General features: G+C 31.9%; 13 protein-coding genes. 1 reads left to right on the top strand and 12 read right to left on the bottom strand.

Annotated features, from left to right (window positions below):
- Window positions 1–309 precede the first annotated feature (309 nt).
- The 12 genes from C661_RS0109295 to C661_RS0109350 form a co-directional block, all read right to left on the bottom strand.
- A complete protein-coding gene (locus C661_RS0109295) occupies window positions 310–1,821 on the bottom strand; it encodes an FAD-dependent oxidoreductase (protein ID WP_017415043.1) in 1,512 nt (503 codons plus the stop codon).
- Window positions 1,822–1,971: 150 nt separating this feature from the next.
- Entirely contained in the window at window positions 1,972–2,838 is an 867-nt protein-coding gene (locus C661_RS0109300; protein WP_017415044.1) for a tRNA 2-thiocytidine(32) synthetase TtcA, read from the bottom strand.
- Between the two features lie 367 nt (window positions 2,839–3,205).
- Window positions 3,206–5,374, bottom strand: a complete 2,169-nt coding sequence (locus tag C661_RS0109305) for a methyl-accepting chemotaxis protein (RefSeq protein ID WP_017415045.1) — start codon at window positions 5,372–5,374, stop codon at window positions 3,206–3,208.
- 241 nt (window positions 5,375–5,615) lie between these two features.
- Complete coding sequence (locus C661_RS0109310; protein ID WP_017415046.1) at window positions 5,616–5,798, bottom strand: hypothetical protein; 183 nt, start codon at window positions 5,796–5,798, stop codon at window positions 5,616–5,618.
- A 328-nt stretch (window positions 5,799–6,126) separates the two neighbouring features.
- Entirely contained in the window at window positions 6,127–7,497 is a 1,371-nt protein-coding gene (locus C661_RS0109315) for an erythromycin esterase family protein (RefSeq protein ID WP_017415047.1), read from the bottom strand.
- A gap of 197 nt (window positions 7,498–7,694) precedes the next feature.
- Entirely contained in the window at window positions 7,695–8,636 is a 942-nt protein-coding gene (locus C661_RS0109320; protein WP_017415048.1) for an AEC family transporter, read from the bottom strand.
- Window positions 8,637–8,885: 249 nt separating this feature from the next.
- Entirely contained in the window at window positions 8,886–11,075 is a 2,190-nt protein-coding gene (locus tag C661_RS0109325) for a DNA topoisomerase III (protein ID WP_017415049.1), read from the bottom strand.
- 500 nt (window positions 11,076–11,575) lie between these two features.
- A complete protein-coding gene (locus tag C661_RS0109330) occupies window positions 11,576–12,499 on the bottom strand; it encodes a patatin-like phospholipase family protein (protein WP_017415050.1) in 924 nt (307 codons plus the stop codon).
- 57 nt (window positions 12,500–12,556) lie between these two features.
- Window positions 12,557–13,531 (bottom strand): polyprenyl synthetase family protein, encoded by a 975-nt coding sequence (locus tag C661_RS0109335; RefSeq protein ID WP_017415051.1) that lies wholly within the window; start codon window positions 13,529–13,531, stop codon window positions 12,557–12,559.
- 542 nt (window positions 13,532–14,073) lie between these two features.
- Complete coding sequence (locus C661_RS0109340; protein ID WP_017415052.1) at window positions 14,074–16,017, bottom strand: FAD-dependent oxidoreductase; 1,944 nt, start codon at window positions 16,015–16,017, stop codon at window positions 14,074–14,076.
- Window positions 16,018–16,645: 628 nt separating this feature from the next.
- Window positions 16,646–17,602 (bottom strand): 1,4-dihydroxy-2-naphthoate polyprenyltransferase, encoded by a 957-nt coding sequence (gene menA, locus C661_RS0109345; RefSeq protein WP_017415053.1) that lies wholly within the window; start codon window positions 17,600–17,602, stop codon window positions 16,646–16,648.
- A 63-nt stretch (window positions 17,603–17,665) separates the two neighbouring features.
- Window positions 17,666–18,274, bottom strand: a complete 609-nt coding sequence (locus C661_RS0109350) for a LysE/ArgO family amino acid transporter (RefSeq protein ID WP_017415054.1) — start codon at window positions 18,272–18,274, stop codon at window positions 17,666–17,668.
- A gap of 789 nt (window positions 18,275–19,063) precedes the next feature.
- Here C661_RS0109350 and C661_RS0109355 point away from each other — a divergent pair.
- The gene (locus tag C661_RS0109355) at window positions 19,064–20,491 is read left to right on the top strand and encodes a peptidoglycan-binding domain-containing protein (RefSeq protein WP_017415055.1); all 1,428 of its coding nucleotides are present in this window, start codon (window positions 19,064–19,066) and stop codon (window positions 20,489–20,491) included.
- The last annotated feature ends 23 nt before the right edge of the window (window positions 20,492–20,514 follow it).

Here is a 20,514-nt window from a genome sequence, read left to right on the forward strand (position 1 = left end):
GAATTATAGCTATTTTTGTCACTTTAACCTTAAATTTGTTTTTTTATGATTTTTAATTATAATACTCTGATAAGTTTATAAATATATTAACTTTTTCCCCAATAAAGTTCTTTAATTAAAAGTTTATTCCTATGATGTTTTATATAGAAAACAAACTCTGATTTTTATATACTTATTCTAAAATTAAGCAAAGTTCTATAAAACTATAAAAGTAGGATAGGGTTACCATCCTACTAAATTTATTTGAATTTTAAAACTATTCATAAACCTATAACATCCATTAGAATTAAAATTTACTTTATTTATCGTTTATAATTCAATTAACTTTATAGGTTCTGTAGTTGGAGCTTCAATGATTTCTCCCTTAATTGTGTACCTTGAACCATGACATGGGCAATCCCAGCTCTTTTCAGCATTATTAAAATGAAGTTCACAGCCTAAGTGTTTGCAAACAATATCCACTATATAAACTTTGCCATTTTCATCCTTATATGCCCCAACTTTTTCACCCTCATAGATTATATGTGCACCTTCTCCAATCTTTAAGTCTTCAAGGGTTTTTGTTGTATTATTGAGTCTTGCAGCTATTATATTTTTAGTAGCTTCCTTTACATTTCCTCCAAGTTCCATTATGGATGGAGCTAGATCGAATCTTCTAGCGGAGAAAATATCTCTATGCTCATTTATTTTTCCCATGATTTCATCTGTAATTATCATAGCAGCCACCATAGAATTGCTCATTCCCCACTTTTTAAAACCTGTGGCTACATACAAACCCTCAGTATTCTTCCCATACTGACCTATGTAAGGGATATCATCTAGTGGCATCATATCTTGCGCACTCCATTTAAAATGGAGATCAAACTTGTCGTCATAAACTACTTTAGCATACTCAAACAAATTATTGTAACACTCTTGGGTATTATCCTTTTCTCCTGTCCTATGTCCTTCTCCCCCAAGAATTATGTATTGCTGACCTTTCACTTCTTGTGTTCTAAAGGACCTTGCAGGGTTCTCATAGCTTTTATACATGCCATCTAGTGGAAAATCTGGCGCTGTTAGTCCTAGTACGTAAGATCTTTCAGCATGCATTTTAGCAAAGTACAAGCCATATCTATCAAAAATAGGGAAGTGGGTTGCAACTACCACATTACTGGCATAAACGGTTCCTTCTTTAGTAATTACTTTATATCCTTTATCTTCATTTTCTAAATTTACTACTCTTGAGTTTTCAAAGATGTGGCATTCTCCACCTTCTATTTTTTCAGCAAGGGCTAATAAATACTTTCTTGGATGAAACTGAGCTTGATTATCAAAACATACTCCACCTTTAATTTCAAAAGGAAGAGAAGATTCTTCAATAAATCTAGCTGGAAGCCCAATACTTCTTGCTATCCTTACCTCCTCATGAAGCATAGGAAGATTTTCTTCAAGTAAGGTGTAAATTACATTAATCTGCTCTCTAAAATCACAATCTATTTTATTTTCCTCTATAATTTCCCTAATCTTCCTAATAGCTTTTTCGTTAGCAAGACCATATTGCGCAGCGTTATCTTTTCCATAGTTCTCTGTAATTTTAGTGTAGAAAACATCATGTAGAGATGTGATTTTCGCAGTGGTATTGGCAGTAGTTCCCTCACAAATTCTATTAGATTCTAAAAGAGTTACTCTTAACCCTGCCTTTTTTAATAGATAAGCTGTGGTTATGCCAACAATTCCTCCACCTATAACTGCCACATCAGTTTTAAGCTCTCCTCTAAAGGTTTCATAATTTGTAATTGGTGTAGTTTCAAGCCATAAAGATCTATTAAAATTTCTCATAAAAAAAACTCCTTTATAAAAACATTATTAAATGTATTATTTATAAAGGAGAATTTAATTATTCATCTGTATTTGCCCAATACCCAAAAATTAGTTTAATATTCAACAAGTAGTAATTATAGTACTGTCCAATTTAATACTAAACTACTATTATTCTTCATCATAAAAATCTAAAAAGGAATGCTTTTCTCCACCTTTTTCCCAACCTAAGATAGCTTCCATATTAACATTTTCTGCTGCACGGAAAATGGATTTATCTACATCCTTAAAGTCTTCTTTTATCTTTTTAATCATGTCTTTAATTTCATAACGCTTGTTTCCTATTTTCTTTGCTGCCACCATACAAGCACAGTTAAGTGGCCATATCCCAGCATTTTGAGTAAATCTTTGTATATACTCTTCCTCCACATAATAGAGTGGACGAATAAGCTGTAATCCTTCAAAATTAGCTGCTTTAAGCTTTGGCATCATGGTTTTAAAGTTTCCTGCATAAAGCACATTAAGCATTGTAGTTTCAATTACATCATTAAAATGATGTCCAAGAGCAAGCTTGTTACATCCAAGCTCCTGAGACTTGGCATAAAGAGAACCTCTTCTCATTCTTGCGCACATGTAGCAAGGATAATCCTTTGCAATTTTATCCACTACAGTAAAAATTCCAGATTCATATAGATGAATTGGTATATTTAAATAGTTACAATTATCTATAAGTAGCTCTTTAACTTGTGGATGGTAACCTGGGTCCATGGCAATGAATTCAACTTCAAATTTCATTTGACCATGTTTCTTTAACTCTTGAAATAATTTTGCAAGAATCAAGCTATCCTTTCCTCCAGATATCCCTACAGCAATTTTATCGCCTTCTTCAACTAGCTTATAATCCTTTATTGCCTTTATAAACTTTGACCAAACAGTCTTTCTATATGTCTTAACTAAACTTCTCTCTATTTCTTCAAGGGGTTTTCTTTCATTAAATGGTACTAGTATATCGCAACCGCTTCCTGCAATTTCGCTCATTGTTTTCACTCCTAATTAGTTGTGTTATATCTCTTAGGCATTTTCAAAAAATAAATAAGTCAGTATGTTTGTCTATTTTGAGTTATACTGCGTCAACAGAACCCTTAGATATCTCTACTATCTGCGGAACCTGTTTCCTTGTCTGCACAAGCTTGCTTGTGAGCTCAAAATATCCTTCACATCTTTGACTTGTTATTTATTTTCTAATGCCTTATTTCTTCAAATATTATAACACCTTTATTATAATTTGTCTTTGGAAAGTATTAGTTTTATCACAAAGGCTTCATTAATATTGTAAACTAAAAGAGCACAAGATATAATCCTGTACTCTTTTTTTCTCCCACCTACTCTATGAAGCTTTTTATACCTATATAACAAAGTTACTGCTGGTATTTCGAAGTTGTTGACACAACTGTTTTAATTCTTCCGAAGCTGACTTTATGCTATCTATGTCATTAGCCTGTTCTAAAGTAGAGTTATTAACGCCCTCTGCAGTTGCTAGAGTCTCCTCAAAAACCTCTGCCACTACTTTGATTTTTTCATTCACTGCATCCTTATATTCTTCAATAGCTTCTATGTTTGTAGATACCTTATTGATGTTTTTTTCTAGATTACCTATAGCTTTTGTAATATACTCAAAAACCTTAGAAGTATCCATCACACTTTTTTCTGTTTCTATGGATAAGTCTTTAGAAAGCTTTATATTCTCTAGAACCTCTTTAAAGGACTTCTTAATTTCTTGAACAATTTTACTTATACTTTCAGTAGACTTAGCACTTTCACTAGAAAGCTTTCTAACCTGATCTGCTACCACTTGAAACCCTCTTCCAGCTTCTCCCGCTCTTGCTGCTTCAATGGATGCATTTAGAGCTAGTAAGTTTGTTTCTTCTGTAATTCCTCTTATAGTATCACTTATCTTTGATATGTTACCGATATTCTCCACCAAGGAATTTGCTTTAGTCATTACCATTTCATTAGCTTTAATGTTTTTGCTGTAAATTTTGTTTAAATCTCTTACGGCATTTTCCCCTTGTGAACAATACTTTTTAACACCCTTAGAAGAACTGAGCATTTCCTGAGAATTGCTTATGGTTTCATTCACTGCCGCTGTTAAAACTTCAGAGTTTTCAGCAGTATTTTTTACTATTTCACATTGTTCCCTTGCACTTTCAGAAATATAGTTAATGCCCTGAACTACAACTCTTGCGCTTTCATTGGTATTATTAATTGATTCTGAAAGTATATCTGCTGCCTGCTGTATTTTATTGCTACTATCCTTAACACTTCCTAACAGCAATACCATTTCATCAATCATTCCATTGGCACAGTCTACAATATTTGAAATTTCTAAGGAGGTATTGCTTTCTAACTTTAGCTTTGTAGTGAAATCTCCTCTTTGAGTTCTTTTTAGCAATTCTTCTATTTTAGTTATTGGATTGGTAATATTTTTTGTAAATTTTATTCCTAATACAATTACCACCACCAATAATATTACAACAATATATATAGGACCAAGAATTACTTCCTTTAACAACTTATTGTATTCCTCTGTTGGAATAAGTCCAATGGTGGTATATAAGCCTTTCTCATTAATCTTTTTATATGCAAAGTAATCCTTCCCACTAAATTCTACTCTTACAAGCCCTGTTTCTTTACTCATTATCTCTTTAATATAAGGTTCTTCACCTAAGTTCTTTCCCATTAAATTTGTAATTCTACTAGACATGGTTACATGGTTATTATCCATTACTATGGCTAACCCTTTATCCCCTAAGGATACCTTTTCTGTAACTTCATTTATAGCTTCTAGTGTTATATCAAGGGCAAGAATTCCTAATGTATTTCCTGAAATATCTGTAACTGCTTTAGATAGTGTAACTACATTCTTACTAGTTTTTTCATCCTTCCTAACCTGGGATACATACACCTTTGAAGTATTATTTTTAGCTTCCTTATACCAGGGTTGTACAACTAAAACATCAGTGTTCACCTTTTTAAAGGGAAAAGAGTAATATTCATTATTATCGCTTAAGAAATATACTGTATTACACAGTTTATTGGAAGCTTTAAAGCTTTCCAAAGTTCTTAAAAGTCCATCCTTAGATTTATTAGTTTCATTCCCATCTACCACATAAGGATTGTTCGCTAACATAGCTAAATATTCGCTGTTTGCTTCAATAATGTTATATATTCCTTCGTCTATCCTCGATACAGATTGGTCATACAGCTGTTTAAAATCTCTTTCCGTGCTTTCGGATAAATTAAAATACATAAATGAGCAAACTAGGATAATCGGTATAATAGAAGTATAAATAAGAAGCTTTATTAGCTGATACCCTAATCCTTTTCTCCCTACTTTACCCCTGTTAATCTTAAATTTACCTAAAGTAAACTTCTCAGCTCTAACTCTGCTTAAGAAATTTTCATTTTCTACTTTTTCCCCATAACTTTTATCACTACTAGCTTTACTCAAAATATTAAACTTAAATTTACTCTGCTTAACTCTTTCAAACGTCTGCTTTATGTTCATATCCATAATGTTCCCCCAGCTACAATTTATTACATACTTATGTTCTCATAAATAAAAAGCTTTGTGGGGATTGTGTAGGGGGTTTAACTTGGATTAACTAAGAGATAACAAACTCGGGTTTTTGTAAAGTTTTTAAATAATTTTTAACCTAAAAATAAAAAAGAGTAAGTTGTTAACCCTACTCTTTAAGCTTATACAGTGTAGTTTAATATCTTATAAGGAACCTATACTCCTCCTAGTATTTTTTCTATACCTTTTTTGTAGATGTTTTTCTCATGCTTACATAATGTGTATATGAGCTTACTGTAAGTACCACTAAGGCTACAATGTGAAAGGTATTTCCAAAACCACTGGTTCTACTGGTGATAAAAGAATACCCAAGCCAAACTACACATAAAACATTTATTATTAAGGATATTTTATTACTCATCCAAACACCTCCTTTAACCCTAAACCCGCATAAACACTATATCTTGCTATATTCTTATCTAGATGTCTAGATATATTTATTTCTTCCTGTGCTACCTGCTTTTAATTATCTAAGTTTTATATAATCTAAAACTTAATAACTTATATATTAGGTTTGGAAAATAATCAATGGTCAATATGAAGCCTTTATGTATAATTTACTTGCTTGAAAAATTAAGCAAGCGAGCCTTCTCCTTATGGTAATATTACATTTAATAAAAAGTTGTTACATAACTAACTATGCAGTTAGCTATGTAACAACTCCTAAACTACTAATTAATGCTAGTCGCTTAATTATTTATCGAAACATCACTTTCTGAGTCTTTTATTATAATTATATATTGAAAATAATCTGTGGTTACACCATCCTCTGCTTTTCCATATTCATCCTTAACAAAGTCCCATTTTAATTCTTTACTATAGGGAGAATTATTATTATTAAGTTTTATTAAAGTGTGATTACTCTTGATAACCTCATCCATAACTTTGTTGCTTTTATAATTAGAAAATAGCTCTGCATGCCCAGACATGCTTGTGAAACATTTATCATAAAAGGTGGTTATGGTTAATATTTTCCCTTTTAGTGGACTTCCTTCTTTATTCAGCTGAGCAGCAAAGTTATTAGTTTTAATACCTTTTGCAGATAGGACTTCCTTTTGATAAGTATGCATATCACCCCATTTACCAAAGTACTTTCCCTTTGGTAGCTTTTCATAGAGTATATTGAAATTTTCAGCAATTTTTAAGTCTCTAATACGCAAAATCTCTGCAAAATCATTAGTTTTTACATAATTTATTGCATTCTCTTGAACTTCTATATAATCTCTTAAATTTTTAAGTACATAGTTAAATTCAAAGTAATCTTCTTTCAGTATATTTTCATAAGAAGACTTCTTTTCTTCTATACTTTTATAAAGCGTTGTAAACTTTTCTATATTCTCCTTTAAATAAGTATCCACATATTTTTCCTTATTACTCTGATTCTCTTCCAAATTAGAAAAGGTTTCTATATAGGACTTATACTCTTTAAGTAAAGTTAGATCACCTTTCATGTCCACAGGTAAATCCTTTAAAGAAAGAACATCTATAAGATAGTTAACGTTATTGTCTATATTTCCTATATCAGGTGCAACTACTTGAATTTTATCTTCTTGTTTTAAAGTTTTATTATACTCATAAAGTTTCTTCCAAAATTCTGACTCTTGTTTAGTGTTAATTAATTCACTAATAAGTTTTTCATCTCCCGTATTTAAGTATTCGTTATACCTTTTTCCTGCTAAATAAGAGGTTTCCCATAATAAATATTTAAAGTTAGTCTTTTGTTTAAAGTATTTTAAAAGTTTCCATTGTACATTAAGATTATCTTTTACATAATGAGATTCACCAATTAAAAATATTTCTTTGTCCTTAGTATCCTTTTCTAACAGTTTAAGAGTTGAAAATTTATCATTATCCTCAATATCTAAGGCTGCAGTATTCTTCTTTAAGTAATTGCTATATACCTTATCCTCTAAAGCACCACCCTTACCTGCTTCCCCCTGTGAAAAAGCACTTTCTTCACTACCTTTTTTATCAGCTTTATTCCAACATCCTACAAGTATTACAGATAAGGAAATAAGAACAGCTAATAAAACTCCCCTTTTAAACCAAAATTTACCCATTACATCTCCCCCATTTTTATACCCCATGGTTATTTTAGATTTTAGCCTTCCATTAAGAAGTTTCTTTTCTCTTTATATGTTTATACTTACATTCACATATACTTATTCTTTAGTTGCTTTAATATTACATAGCTAATCTCATAAGTTATTATGACTATTTTACCACTTATGTAATTTTATTCAAGTACAATTCTCCATTATAAGTAGTTAAAAAGCACCATATATATTGGAATAAATATTAAACTAAGTGCTGTAGTTAATGTACAGAGTACAGTAGCTTCTTTATAGTCTCCTCCATAGGCTTCTGTTACTATAGCAGACTGGGTCATAACTGGCATGGCTGCTTCAAGAATAAAAACTTTTTTCATAAGAATAGGAAAGCTAAATCCTCCTATAATAAGAAACATCACTAAAGGAGCTAAGATAAACCTTCCAAGTACCACCGCTACTGTTTCCCTGTTAAATCTAATAGATTTTCTATCTAATCTTGTTAAGGTTATTCCCATAAAGAAAATAGAAAGAGGAGTTGTAAGACTTCCCACATAGCTACAAGCTGATAAGAAAAACTTAGGCAGTCTTATATCTAAAAGAATTAAAATAACTGAAATTATAAAAGTAATGATTGGTGGAGTAATTATATTTTTTAAAGAGTCTAATGAGAAAATATTAGCAGATACTTGTCCGCTATCCTTTTTAATACCATATACTCCTAGTGTCCAAAAAAATAAGGTATTGGTTATGTAATAAAGAAGCACAAACTGAGTGCTTTCCCCTCCAAATAATGCTGTATTCACTGGTAGTCCTATGAATATAGTGTTGGATAGTCCAAACATAACGCTAAAAAGCCCTCTTTTATTCTTCTTTACCTTAAGAATTCCTCCAAGAATATGGCCAACTCCATAGCAAATTATCATGTTAAGAAAAGCTAGTCCAATACCTAAAGAAGAGGTTGTTAAAACATCCTTTGTGAAGGAGGAAGTTAAGTTTACTATCATAAAGGCAGGAAGAGAAACTTTCGTTACAATCTTAGAAAATAGCTTTCCAGTATTTTCATCAAACCAACCTTTTTTAGTTAAAACTACTCCTAAAGCAACCATTATAAATATGGTTAAAACACTTTGTAATGCATCAAGTATCATTTTAATTCTCCTTTATTTTGAGTTTCTATACCATTATAAATATTTCTTTTATCTATACTTAATAATTTATCTTGAAAAATTCTAATTTCATAATTAATTATCTTAGAGTTAGTAAGTGTAACTGAAGAGACAGGCAAAACTACTTTTTAGTTTTGTATCATAATGTAATAGTATCAAAGATTATCATTAAGAAGCAAGTTTAAAGAGCCTTAAGCACCGTAGTAGTACTTAAAGCCCTTTTTCTTTTCATTATTTAAAATTCTTTAAAAGATCTGCAAAGGGATTATTGAAATCCTCTTCTGCTTCCTTCTTCATCTTTCTCATTAGGTTATTTACTTCTTTTTTGTTTACCTTGTCAGATTTTTCAAATCTTTTGTTAAATACAGCTACTTTTTCTCTAAAGTTACAGTTGCTATTTGGGCAAGCATAAATTTGTCCTTCACCCTCACCTCTAATTTCTAATCTCTTTTTACATTCAGGACATCTTGCATTAGTAACCCTAGCTACTCCCTTTCTGTAACCACATTCTCTATCTTGGCAAACTAGCATTTTACCTTTCTTGCCGTTGACCTCAAGCATGTACTTGCCACATTCAGGGCACTTGTTTCTAGTCATATTATCATGCTTAAATCTTTCTTCACTACTTTTTATTTCATTAACTACCTGTTTAGCATAGTTTTTCATTTCATTGATGTAGGTATCTTTGTTGAGGTTCCCCTTAGCAATTGCAGCTAATTTTTGCTCCCACTGTGCTGTTAAGGTTGGTGATTTTAAATCTTCTGGAACTAGCTCTAAAAGCTGCTTTCCCTTTGAAGTTATGAAGATATCCTTACCTCTTTTTTCTATAACAAAGGTGTTAAATAGCTTTTCTATAATATCTGCACGAGTTGCAACGGTACCAAGTCCCCCTGTTTCTCCTATGGTTTTCTTTAAGGCACTATTTTCTGTATCCATATACTTCACTGGATTTTCCATGGCTGAAAGCAGTGTTCCTTCATTAAAAGGAGCTGGTGGCTTAGTGTCACCTTTAGTTTCTGTTAGAGATATAACCTTTAGCATGTCTCCCTTATTTAAGTTAGGCATGATTTGCTCTCTTATATCTTCTTTACCATCATCCTCATCAAAACTATTGTCATAAACTTCTTTCCAGCCTTGAGCTAGTATAACCTTACCTTTTGCAATGAAGTGTTCCCCACCAATGCTAGCTGTCACTGATATTTGATTATATTCAAAAGGTGGATATAAAACTGCTAAGAAACGTTTTACTACTAGGTCATAAATCTTTCTTTCCTTATCATTGAAAGCACTTAAATCTGGTACTTCTTCTGTAGGAATTATAGCATGGTGATCTGAAACCTTGCTGTTATCTACAAAGGACTTGTTTCCTTTAATAGAACCCTTTAACACTTTAAAGGCCACCTTTGAATAAGGTCCTACAGCTACAGCCTTAACTCTATCCTTTAATGTATCTACTATATCTGTTGTTAGGTATCTTGAATCTGTTCTAGGATAAGTTAGAACCTTATGACTTTCATATAACTTTTGCATAATAGACAAGGTTTCCTTTGCTGAAAAACTAAATATTCTATTTGCATCACGTTGAAGCTCTGTTAAATCATAAAGTCCTGGTGCAAAGGATTTTTTATCTGTCTTACTTACTTCAATAACTTCAGCATCCTTATTTCGTAAGCTTCCCATTATTTTATCTCTTTTTTCTCTATCAAAGGTTTTAACATCCTTTGATTTGCTATCTTGCCATACAAGTTTTATATCTTTAGTGTTAGCAGTAATTCCATAATAGCTCTTAGGTTTAAAGTTTTGTATTTCTTCTTCTCTTCTGGCAATTATAGCAAGGGTTGGAGTTTGAACTCTACCACAGGATAATTGGGCATTATACTTACAAGTTAGAGCACGAGTAGCATTAATTCCAACTACCCAATCTGCCTCTGAACGAGCAACAGCAGACGCATAAAGATTTTCATAATCCTTCCCTGGTCTTAGTTTACTAAAGCCCTCTTTAATTGCCTTATCTGTAACTGAGGAAATCCAAAGTCTTTTTAAAGGTTTTTTAACTCCAGCTTTTTCAATTATCCATCTAGCAACTAACTCTCCCTCACGACCAGCGTCTGTTGCTATAACAATTTCAGTCACATCTTTTCTATTCATTTGCTCTCTAACTGCTGAAAACTGCTTTCCACTTTGCTTTATAACCACTAATTTTAAATATTTAGGAAGCATTGGTAGATCTTCAATTCTCCAAGACTTATATTTTTCATCATAAGCCTCTGGGTCTGCTAAAGTTACGAGATGACCTAAAGCCCAAGTAACTATGTACTTATCTCCTTCTAAATATCCATTGCCTTTTTTATTACAGTTTAAAACTCTAGCTAAATCCCTTCCCACAGAAGGCTTTTCAGCAAGAACTAATATTTTACTCATAAAAACATCCTCTCAATTTATGTAGATTTCATATATAAGTTAAGTCTTGAATTTCATTCCCTATATAAAGTAATTTTGTTTCTAGTTTAAATTATAACTTTCTTTTATAATACTAACACAAATAAAATATTTAAGAAACAACGGGACACTGTTAACACTTTATTCACACCTTTGCCACCTAATTGAAATATAGCAACTGTAATATACTAGTCATAGAATATGTATTCTAGAAGTTAACCCCTAAACCCAAATCGCTCCTTTTAGCTATAATTAAGTTAGTACCCTAACCCTGCTAACCTAATTATAAGTAAAAAAAGTTACTAGAAAGTACTAAATAAACTATCTTTCTAGTAGCTTTTTTTATGTCTGAATTTATATACCTTTATTTCTCATATTAACCATTTCCTATTTATCATTACTATAATAATCATATCATTCACTATAGCCAATATTATCTTAAGTAATCTTAATATGTGTAATCCTTATTTTGCTTTATTTCCTTACACCTTTTTATCGTTCTTAAGGGTACTTACATACCTTTCAAAATCCCATCTTTTTAAAAAGGTTTCTGTATACTTATATCCAAGTTTAAACAGTACCTCCTTATACTTATGGACTATATCAAAATCTGTAGCTGAAAGACCTTGATACTGAATGGTTATGGTTCTAACTAAATCCTTGTCTCTAATAAATCTTTCTCCATTTACATCTATGGGGGCACTTACTACTTCCTTTGTAAATTTAAACAAGCCACACCTTGTACTTTTTTGTTTAGGCCTTATTTTCTCTAATCTGAGTCCAATTGTTGGCCACCTAGGAAGCCCCTCCACATCAAAAATCCAAATGGGGAAGTTACTCAAAAGTCCTCCATCCACAATGCAGCTTTTCCCTTCTTTATAATCTAAAATATAGGGGGTAAAGTAAAAAGGAATACTTGCACTCATTCTAACTGCTGTTGCAATATCAAATTCCCCAGGGTCTATGCCATACTTTTTTAAATCCTCAGGAAGTACTAACATATCACCCTTAGTTACATCTGAAGTTATAATTCTCAGCTTACTGTTCCCATTTTTCATTACATGCTTAAACTTTGTAACTCCTTTTGCTTCTAAAAGAGGTTTTATCCAATTCTCTATGTTTTCTCCACTATACAGTCCATTTTTACCTAAAAACTCAAGGGCCCTTGGTATAGGAATTTTCCAATATCGTTGATTCTTTTTAAATATGGAGAAATTAGTATTCCCTATTATGTCATATAATTCTTCTACAGAATACCCAGCTACCACTAATGCAGCTACGATTGCTCCTGCTGAGGCTCCAGCACATCTTTCAAACTCATATCCATTCTGTTTAAGTGAGGCTAAGGCACCAACAAAACAAATACCAAGAACTCCTCCCCCTTCAAAAACCATATCTACCTTCATAAAAAAACACCTCCTAATTATCATATTCATGATAGCCTAGGAGGTACATATTACTTACTATGAATTTCTATCTAATAATCTTTCGGTTATTTCTAACAACATATCTTTATTTTGATTTTCTGGTAATTTATTTATAACCTTAAAGGCTTTATTGGTGTATTTTTCCGCAAGTGACTTAGCTTTTTTTACACCATCATATTTATTTACTAATTCCATAATGCTTGAAACATCTTCATCTGTGATAATTTCTTTATCTATTATAGCTCTAAATTCTTCCTTGTTTTTCTCCATTGCATAAATCAGTGGAAGATTAAAGATACCTTGTTTTATGTCTGCTGCCACTGGCTTACCAAGAATATTTCTTTCTGAAGAATAATCTAAAATATCATCAATTATTTGAAAGGCCATTCCAATATTGTGACCTATTTGCCAAAATTGTTTGCTTAACTTTTCATCACAACCTGCTTCCGAAGCTCCACTATAAAAACTTAGTGAAAATAACTCAGCAGTCTTTCCTTGAATTCTAGATAGATATTTCTTAACAGAAGTATCTACTAAAAACTTAGAATTCATTTGATCTATTTCACCTAAACAAATTCTTTCCATTGCTCTTGAATCTATTTTAATACTTGCTAAAGAAGAAGAATGTGTTGATAGAAGTTTGAAAGTCACACAAAACAAATAATCTCCAATATAAACTGCATAATCCTTGCCATACTTAGACTGAAGGGTTTCCTGTCCTCTTCTTGTCTTCGCATCATCTATAACATCATCATGAACTAAGGTGGCCATATGAAGCATTTCAACAGCTGCCGCAACTGCTCTACTTTTTTCTTCATTATACTCCCCAAATCTTGATGCTATTAAAGAAAAGGCTGGTCTTAGAAGTTTACTACCAGAATAAATTAATTCTTTTATGGAGCTTTCAATTCTTTTATCCTTGCACTTAATGTTTTTTTCCATTAATTGAAGAACACCTTCTAAATCCTTTTTTAATTCTGGATACTTGTCCCACATTTTGTTAACCTTCATAATATCAACCTCTACTAAATGTATTTATATAAATAATTTTTTACTCTAGGAAAATTTATTTTCCTACACTTACACATAACATTTACTTTTAAATAATTAATAAGTTCACTTTGTTTAACGACTTTGGAATAAGATTTAAATTCCACCTAAAGAAGATAGAGAGTATTCCTTTGCAAAGTATCATTAAAACTTCCCATTTTAATCATATTAGATTTTAACCTTAGAATCCATAGAATTTTACAAAAATTTCAAACCTATAGATTACCTATGTACTTATATAATATAGTATATTACTGTTTACAATAAATTATAGATTTTTTTAAGTAATATTTTTTTTCTTATATGTGATTAGGTTAAATAATGAACAAGTTCATTTTATTCAACCATTTTGGAGAGAGGTTTAACTCACACCTAAAAATCATGGAGGAATTATCCTCCCGAAGTGTGGCTAAATTTTCATCTTTCAAATCCATATAAAAAGTTAGCACCTATAAAGATACATCTTTATATCTTCATAGATGCTAAACTAATTTTACATCTTACTACATTGTAATTGATTTATTGTTTTCGTATCCATATATTGGTTTTTCTTTTCCGAACCACCACTTACCCAGGGTTTTTCCTAGCCATGGCATTACGTAATAGTCAAGTCCTAGTGTTCTACCAGCACCACCCATTAATGCAATTGATCCGAAGAAGTACCATAAAATTTCCCATCCAGCCATTGCTGAAAGAATAAAGTTACATACCATAAATGCTGATGCTGCACTAGCAAGCCATGTAAATAATCCTGCAAGTAATGCAAGTCCCATTCCTATCTCTAGGAATACAACCATTCTTTGGAACCAAACAGCTATTTCTGGGTTTGGAATCATAAATTCCATTATAGATCTAAAGAAGCCAGGCATTTCACTAATTATTGGTGTTGGCCATGAAGTTGCTGCTGCCCCTGCTGCTTGAGATGCACTTGTTGCTGCATCTGCTGCTCCTGCCGCTGCTGATGCACCTGAAGTCCCTGCAGCTTGTAACCATTCAAATGGCATTTTAACATTACCAGCTTTTAACCAGCTATCTGCTCCAATTCCTTTAAACAAGTCACCTAAAGTACTAAAGCTTTCTGTTGCTGCTTTCCAAGTTCCTTCTCCAAAGAACTTTTTAGCACCCTCTAATAACCACATGCAACCCATGAATAATCTTAAAGGTACAAGCCATAATCTATTTCCATGAGAAGACACATGTCCTCTTATTATTGTTCTGTTGTCTTCCATGTGGAAGAATTCATGTTGTAGGTATCTCCAAATTAAGTAAAAACCGCCTATTCCAAATAGATAGTACATGTTAACCATGTGCTTAGTCATCATTGCGAAAAGACCTGACATCTTAATTCCAGCTGTATTAGCTACACAGTACTTTCCACCAATTGATACCATGAAACCATGATATTTTGGACTAAAGTTAACCTTTTCTCCATTTGTCATATGAGCCATTATATTCTTAACTGCTGTTGCTGCAGTTTGCTCTGCCGCTTCAACGATTTGTGGGTTAGTAACGTTTCCTTTAGCATCTGCATTAAGTGCTAAGTCTCCAACTACATATACCCCTTCTTTTCCAACAGCTTCCATTCTCTCGTTAACTTCTAATCTGTTAGCTCTTCCAAGTTTTAAGCCATACTCTTTTGCTTCTTCAGTTCCTTGGATACCGCATGTCCAAATTAATGTTTGAGTTGGTATAACTTCACCAGTTTTTAGTTTAATGTTCTCTGCTGTAACTTCAACAATTGGTGATTCTTTTAATACCTTAACACAATTCTTAGCTAAATATTTCTCAGCCTTGTCTGCTTGTTTTCTGTCAAGCATGTTTAAAATTGTGCTTAATGCTTCAACTACAAGAACTTTTACTTCATTTTCATCAATCTTGTACTCTCTAGCAAGTCTTGTTTTCCACTCTAAAAGTTCTCCAGCCATTTCTATTCCTGTAAAACCTGAGCCTGCTACAACAAATGTAAGCATTTCTCTTCTTTTACTTGAATTTCTCTCTCTTGAAGCTCTCTCAAAAGTCTTTATTATATGCTCTCTTAATCTGATAGCATCTTCAAAAGACCATAGTGTAAATCCATTTTCTTTAACTCCTGGAACTCCAAAGAATGCAGGTTCACTTCCAGTACCTACTATTAGGTAGTCATAAGTGTAACTTCCAAGTTTAGTTGTAACTACTTTTTTATCAGTATCTACATTAGTGATGTAGTCTGTTACTACGTTAACTTTTGTTCTGTGGAATATTTTCCCCAAATCAACTTGTACTGATTCTGGATGAACCCTTCCCCCTGCAACTTCGTGCAGTTCTGTCATTAATGTATGGAATGGGTTTTTGTCTATTAAGGTTATCTTTATGTTAGAGTCTTTTTTGTATTTTTTAGCAAGCATTTTTGCAGCATGTACCCCAGCATAACCTGCCCCCAAAATCAGGATATTTTTTTGCTTATCCATTCATTTCACCTCATTAATAATTAATAAGTTATAATTTTAACATTTCATATTATATTAATATTCTACAACTAAATGTTAATAATGTAAACAGGGTAATTTTTGTATTTTTATTATCAATTTGTAGTAAAAAAATAAGTTCATTTTTCTTAAACTAATAAGTATACACTGTTACCAATACTATTATACTTTAGTTTTTAAGATTTTAATACAGTTTTATGAAATTTTTTTTGAAAATTCGCAAGTATTTATTGTTAAACTAAAATTAAACAAACTGAACTTTTTTCACTAAATTAAACTTTTCACTCCTTTATTATCATTAATTTAATTTACTCTATTAACATTCCAATTGTCCATTATATTCATATATTGTCATTAAAGGTTTTATTTTACTGAGACTTATTATAAATAACAGGTATGTGATTTAATAGTTATAAATTTATCTAGTTATACATTTACTGTTATATTAACTAAAAATATAGGCTATAACCTCAAGCTTAATAGCTTATTGTCATAGCCTAACTTCTTATCCTTATATATGCTAATCCGCCTATTAACCAACTGCTTAATAAGCCCATCATCTCATAAAAGTACTGTATATTAGATATTTTTCTGTCCCTCTTATCTATTATTAAAAGAATATAGATAGGATATTTACTATAATCATAATAAGTAATAAGGCTCCATTCATTATTAAAAAATTCTTAACTCCAAGAACAAAAGTTTCACTTTTAACTTGCTTTTCATAGAACATATTTATGTGCTTATTCACTGGAATTATTGTAAGTAATACAAGTAAAACAGCTACTGGCGCAATTTTTAATATAACCATAGCTATAATTGCTAAGTATCCAATATAATATAAAGCCTTGAATAATCCTAGAGCAGAGTTTCTTCCTATATAGTAAGGAAGTGTATATCTTTTATTTATGATATCTTCTTCTAAGTCACAAGTATTATTAGCAAGCATTATATTGGCAATCCCACCTACTGCAGGTATAGATATTAAAAACATATATATTACTTCTACTACATTAACAGACACATTGAGAATTCCATTTTGAAATCCTATAACAACAATATTACTATCAAAAATATGAATGTATATAGATAGAAATAGTATTATAAAGCCCATAAAAAAGCCTGAAAACATCTCTCCTAGGGGCATCCGTGAAAGAGGAATTGGCCCAAAAGTATAAAGAACTCCTGTGGCAAAGGAAATTGCTCCTATTAATAAAACAACAACATCTGTCTTAACTGTTAAAATAGCACCGAATACAATAGCAATAAGAACTAAGGTTATTATAATTCCAACTACTGTGCTTTCCTTTAAATTATCTCTTCCAATTATGTTAGTCTTTCTATAACTATCCTCCTTTGTTCTTGTAGCTTTTTTATAATCATAATAATTATTAATAGCAGTAGTTGCCATATCAAAGGAAAGTAAGGAAACAAACATAATAATAAAATTCTCTGGTTTAAAGTTATCATATCTATATAAAGTAAACATAGTTCCTAAAAGAAAAGGAATCATACTTGCTACTTTAGTTTGAATTTCTACTAGTTTTAAAAAACTGCCTATAGACATAGTCATTCCCCCTTAAACAATATATAACGCTCAACTAAAAGTGAGATCATCCTGAAAAAAGTATTAAATCATTTGTAAGAAGTTATATCCAAGCTTCAGACCATAATACACAATAATTATTCCACAAATTATATTAATAACTTTTATTATCTTTACATTAAACTTTTTTCTAAAAACTGATACTATTGTAGTTAGTCCTGTAAACCAAGTAAAAGATGCCAAGCAAACACCTAAAATAAATATTGCTGATGCCTCTTGTGGCAGTGATGCCCTGAACCCACCAAGTAATAGTGACCCATCAATTAATGCTTGTGGGTTAATCCAGGTAACCATAAAACAAGTTGCTACAACTTGTCCTAAAGTTTTGTTTATATCCACTTCTCTATCTAAATTTGGTGCGCTTCTTAGAAGTCCAACTCCAATATAAATTATTGCAAGAGAACCAACAAGTAAGATTATGCCTCTTAATAATTGTGACTTTTCCATTATAGCACCCATGCCAAAGAAACAAGCTAATGCTAAAGAAATATCAAAGAATATGGTAATTAACGCCACTTGGTATGCTCTAAGTCTATTTTTACCAATAGCAGTATTAATTACATAAATATTTTGCATTCCAATAGGTGCTACATAAGCAAGCCCTAAAGTAAAGCCTTGTAAGAAAAATTCCAATACCCTTCATTCCTTCCCCATGTTGAATTAAAGCTGAGTTTATATTTTTTATAATATAGTGAACCAGAGTTAAAACTTAACTTATAGATTAGTCCTACCATGGTTCCCTTAAGGGTCTCAGGATATGAATAAGTAAAAATTCCATCAAGGAACCCTATATAGAGAACCAAAGTTAAAGCTTAACTTATATATGAATTCTATCCTGATCCTTTTTTTCAACTTCAAAGCTATTTTAGCATATAATTACAACTTAAAACTAGTACTATGTATTTAAAATACTGCCTAGCATTAACATCCCTAATTTTTGTAACCTTTAACTTTATAACTTCATATACTATAAAGAATCAGTATGTTATTGAGGAGATTTTATGGCAGACATAGGAAGATTACAAGTTCAAGTTTTCCGAGGAAATACTTATATTCCCCTTCATTCCTTCCCCATGTTGAATTAAAGCTGAGTTTATATTTTTTATAATATAGTGAACCAGAGTTAAAACTTAACTTATAGATTAGTCCTACCATGGTTCCCTTAAGGGTCTCAGGATATGAATAAGTAAAAATTCCATCAAGGAACCCTATATAGAGAACCAAAGTTAAAGCTTAACTTATATATGAATTCTATCCTGATCCTTTTTTTCAACTTCAAAGCTATTTTAGCATATAATTACAACTTAAAACTAGTACTATGTATTTAAAATACTGCCTAGCATTAACATCCCTAATTTTTGTAACCTTTAACTTTATAACTTCATATACTATAAAGAATCAGTATGTTATTGAGGAGATTTTATGGCAGACATAGGAAGATTACAAGTTCAAGTTTTCCGAGGAAATACTTATATTCCTGTAACAAATGCAAGGGTAACAGTTACTCCTACTAGTACTGCTGCCACTAGACGAAATACAAGAGAAACTGGTACTCTTACCACAAATGCAGAGGGCCAAACACAAGTAATAGATTTAATAGCTCCTCCCGTGGAGCTTTCATTAGACCCAAACAACACCACTGAGCAGCCTTATAGTACTTGTGATATCACTGTAGAGGCTGAGGGTTTTGAACCTTTTATCGTAAGAGGATGTCAAATTCTCCCTGAAAACACCGCTCTACAAGTATGTAACTTAAATCCAGCTGATATAGTTCCTGCCACTGGAGCAACCGTGGCTACACCTACAGCACTCACTGAAGGTACTAGGGGATGGTGGAGCAGAGAAATATTGGAACCTGCTGAAGTTATTCAAGTTCCTGCTAATACTTTATTTGGTAACTTCCCCCCTAAAATTCCTGAAGATCCTGAAAAAACTTTACCACCACCACCTAGTGGCTTTGTAGTTTTACCTATGCCCGTGGTTCCTGAGTTTGTAGTGGTTCATGCAGGAGTTCCAACTAATACAGCTGCTCCAAATTACACTGTTAGGTTCCAGGATTATATTAAAAATGTAGCAAGCTCTGAAATTTATGCAACTTGGCCAGAAAACACCATTAGAGCTAATATCTACTGTATTTTATCCTTTACTTTAAACAGAATTTATACGGAGTGGTATCGTGGAAAAGGCTATAGATTCGATATAACAAACTCAACTGCCTTTGATCATGCTTTTACTTATGGACGAAATATCTTTGCTAACATTAACAGAATAGTTGATGAAATTTTTACTACTTATGTAAGAAGAAGAGGATCAAAACAACCACTACTTACTCAATATTGTGATGGAAGACAAGTTCAGTGTCCTGGTTGGCTTACTCAATGGGGAAGTAAAGACCTAGGTGACCGTGGTCTTACACCCTATCAAATTCTAACTAACTTTTACGGAACTAATATTGACCTAGTTCAAGCAGAAAAGGTTTCTGGCATTCCAAAATCCTATCCTGGATATGCCTTGAAAATAGGTAGCAGAGGTGAACCTGTTAGAACTATTCAAACCTTCTTGAATAGAATATCACAAAATTATCCTGCTATTCCTAAGCTTGCCATAGATGGTATATACGGATCTGGTACTGCAAATTCTGTGAGAACTTTCCAAAGAGTTTTCAACCTTCCTCAAACAGGAGAAGTAGATTTCGCAACTTGGTATGCAATTTCTAATATTTATGTTGGTGTTACTAAGATTGCAGAGCTTAGAAGTACTGTTATCCCTGAAGCCCAAACAGCTTTATTTATTCCTCCTACTCCTTATAGAAATGATGTGAATATACCTACTGTAAGATATAAAAGATAGTTAAAAAGCAAGTAGTATCATCT

Source organism: Clostridium tunisiense TJ (assembly GCF_000300195.1).
GTDB lineage: Bacteria > Bacillota > Clostridia > Clostridiales > Clostridiaceae > Clostridium_J > Clostridium_J tunisiense.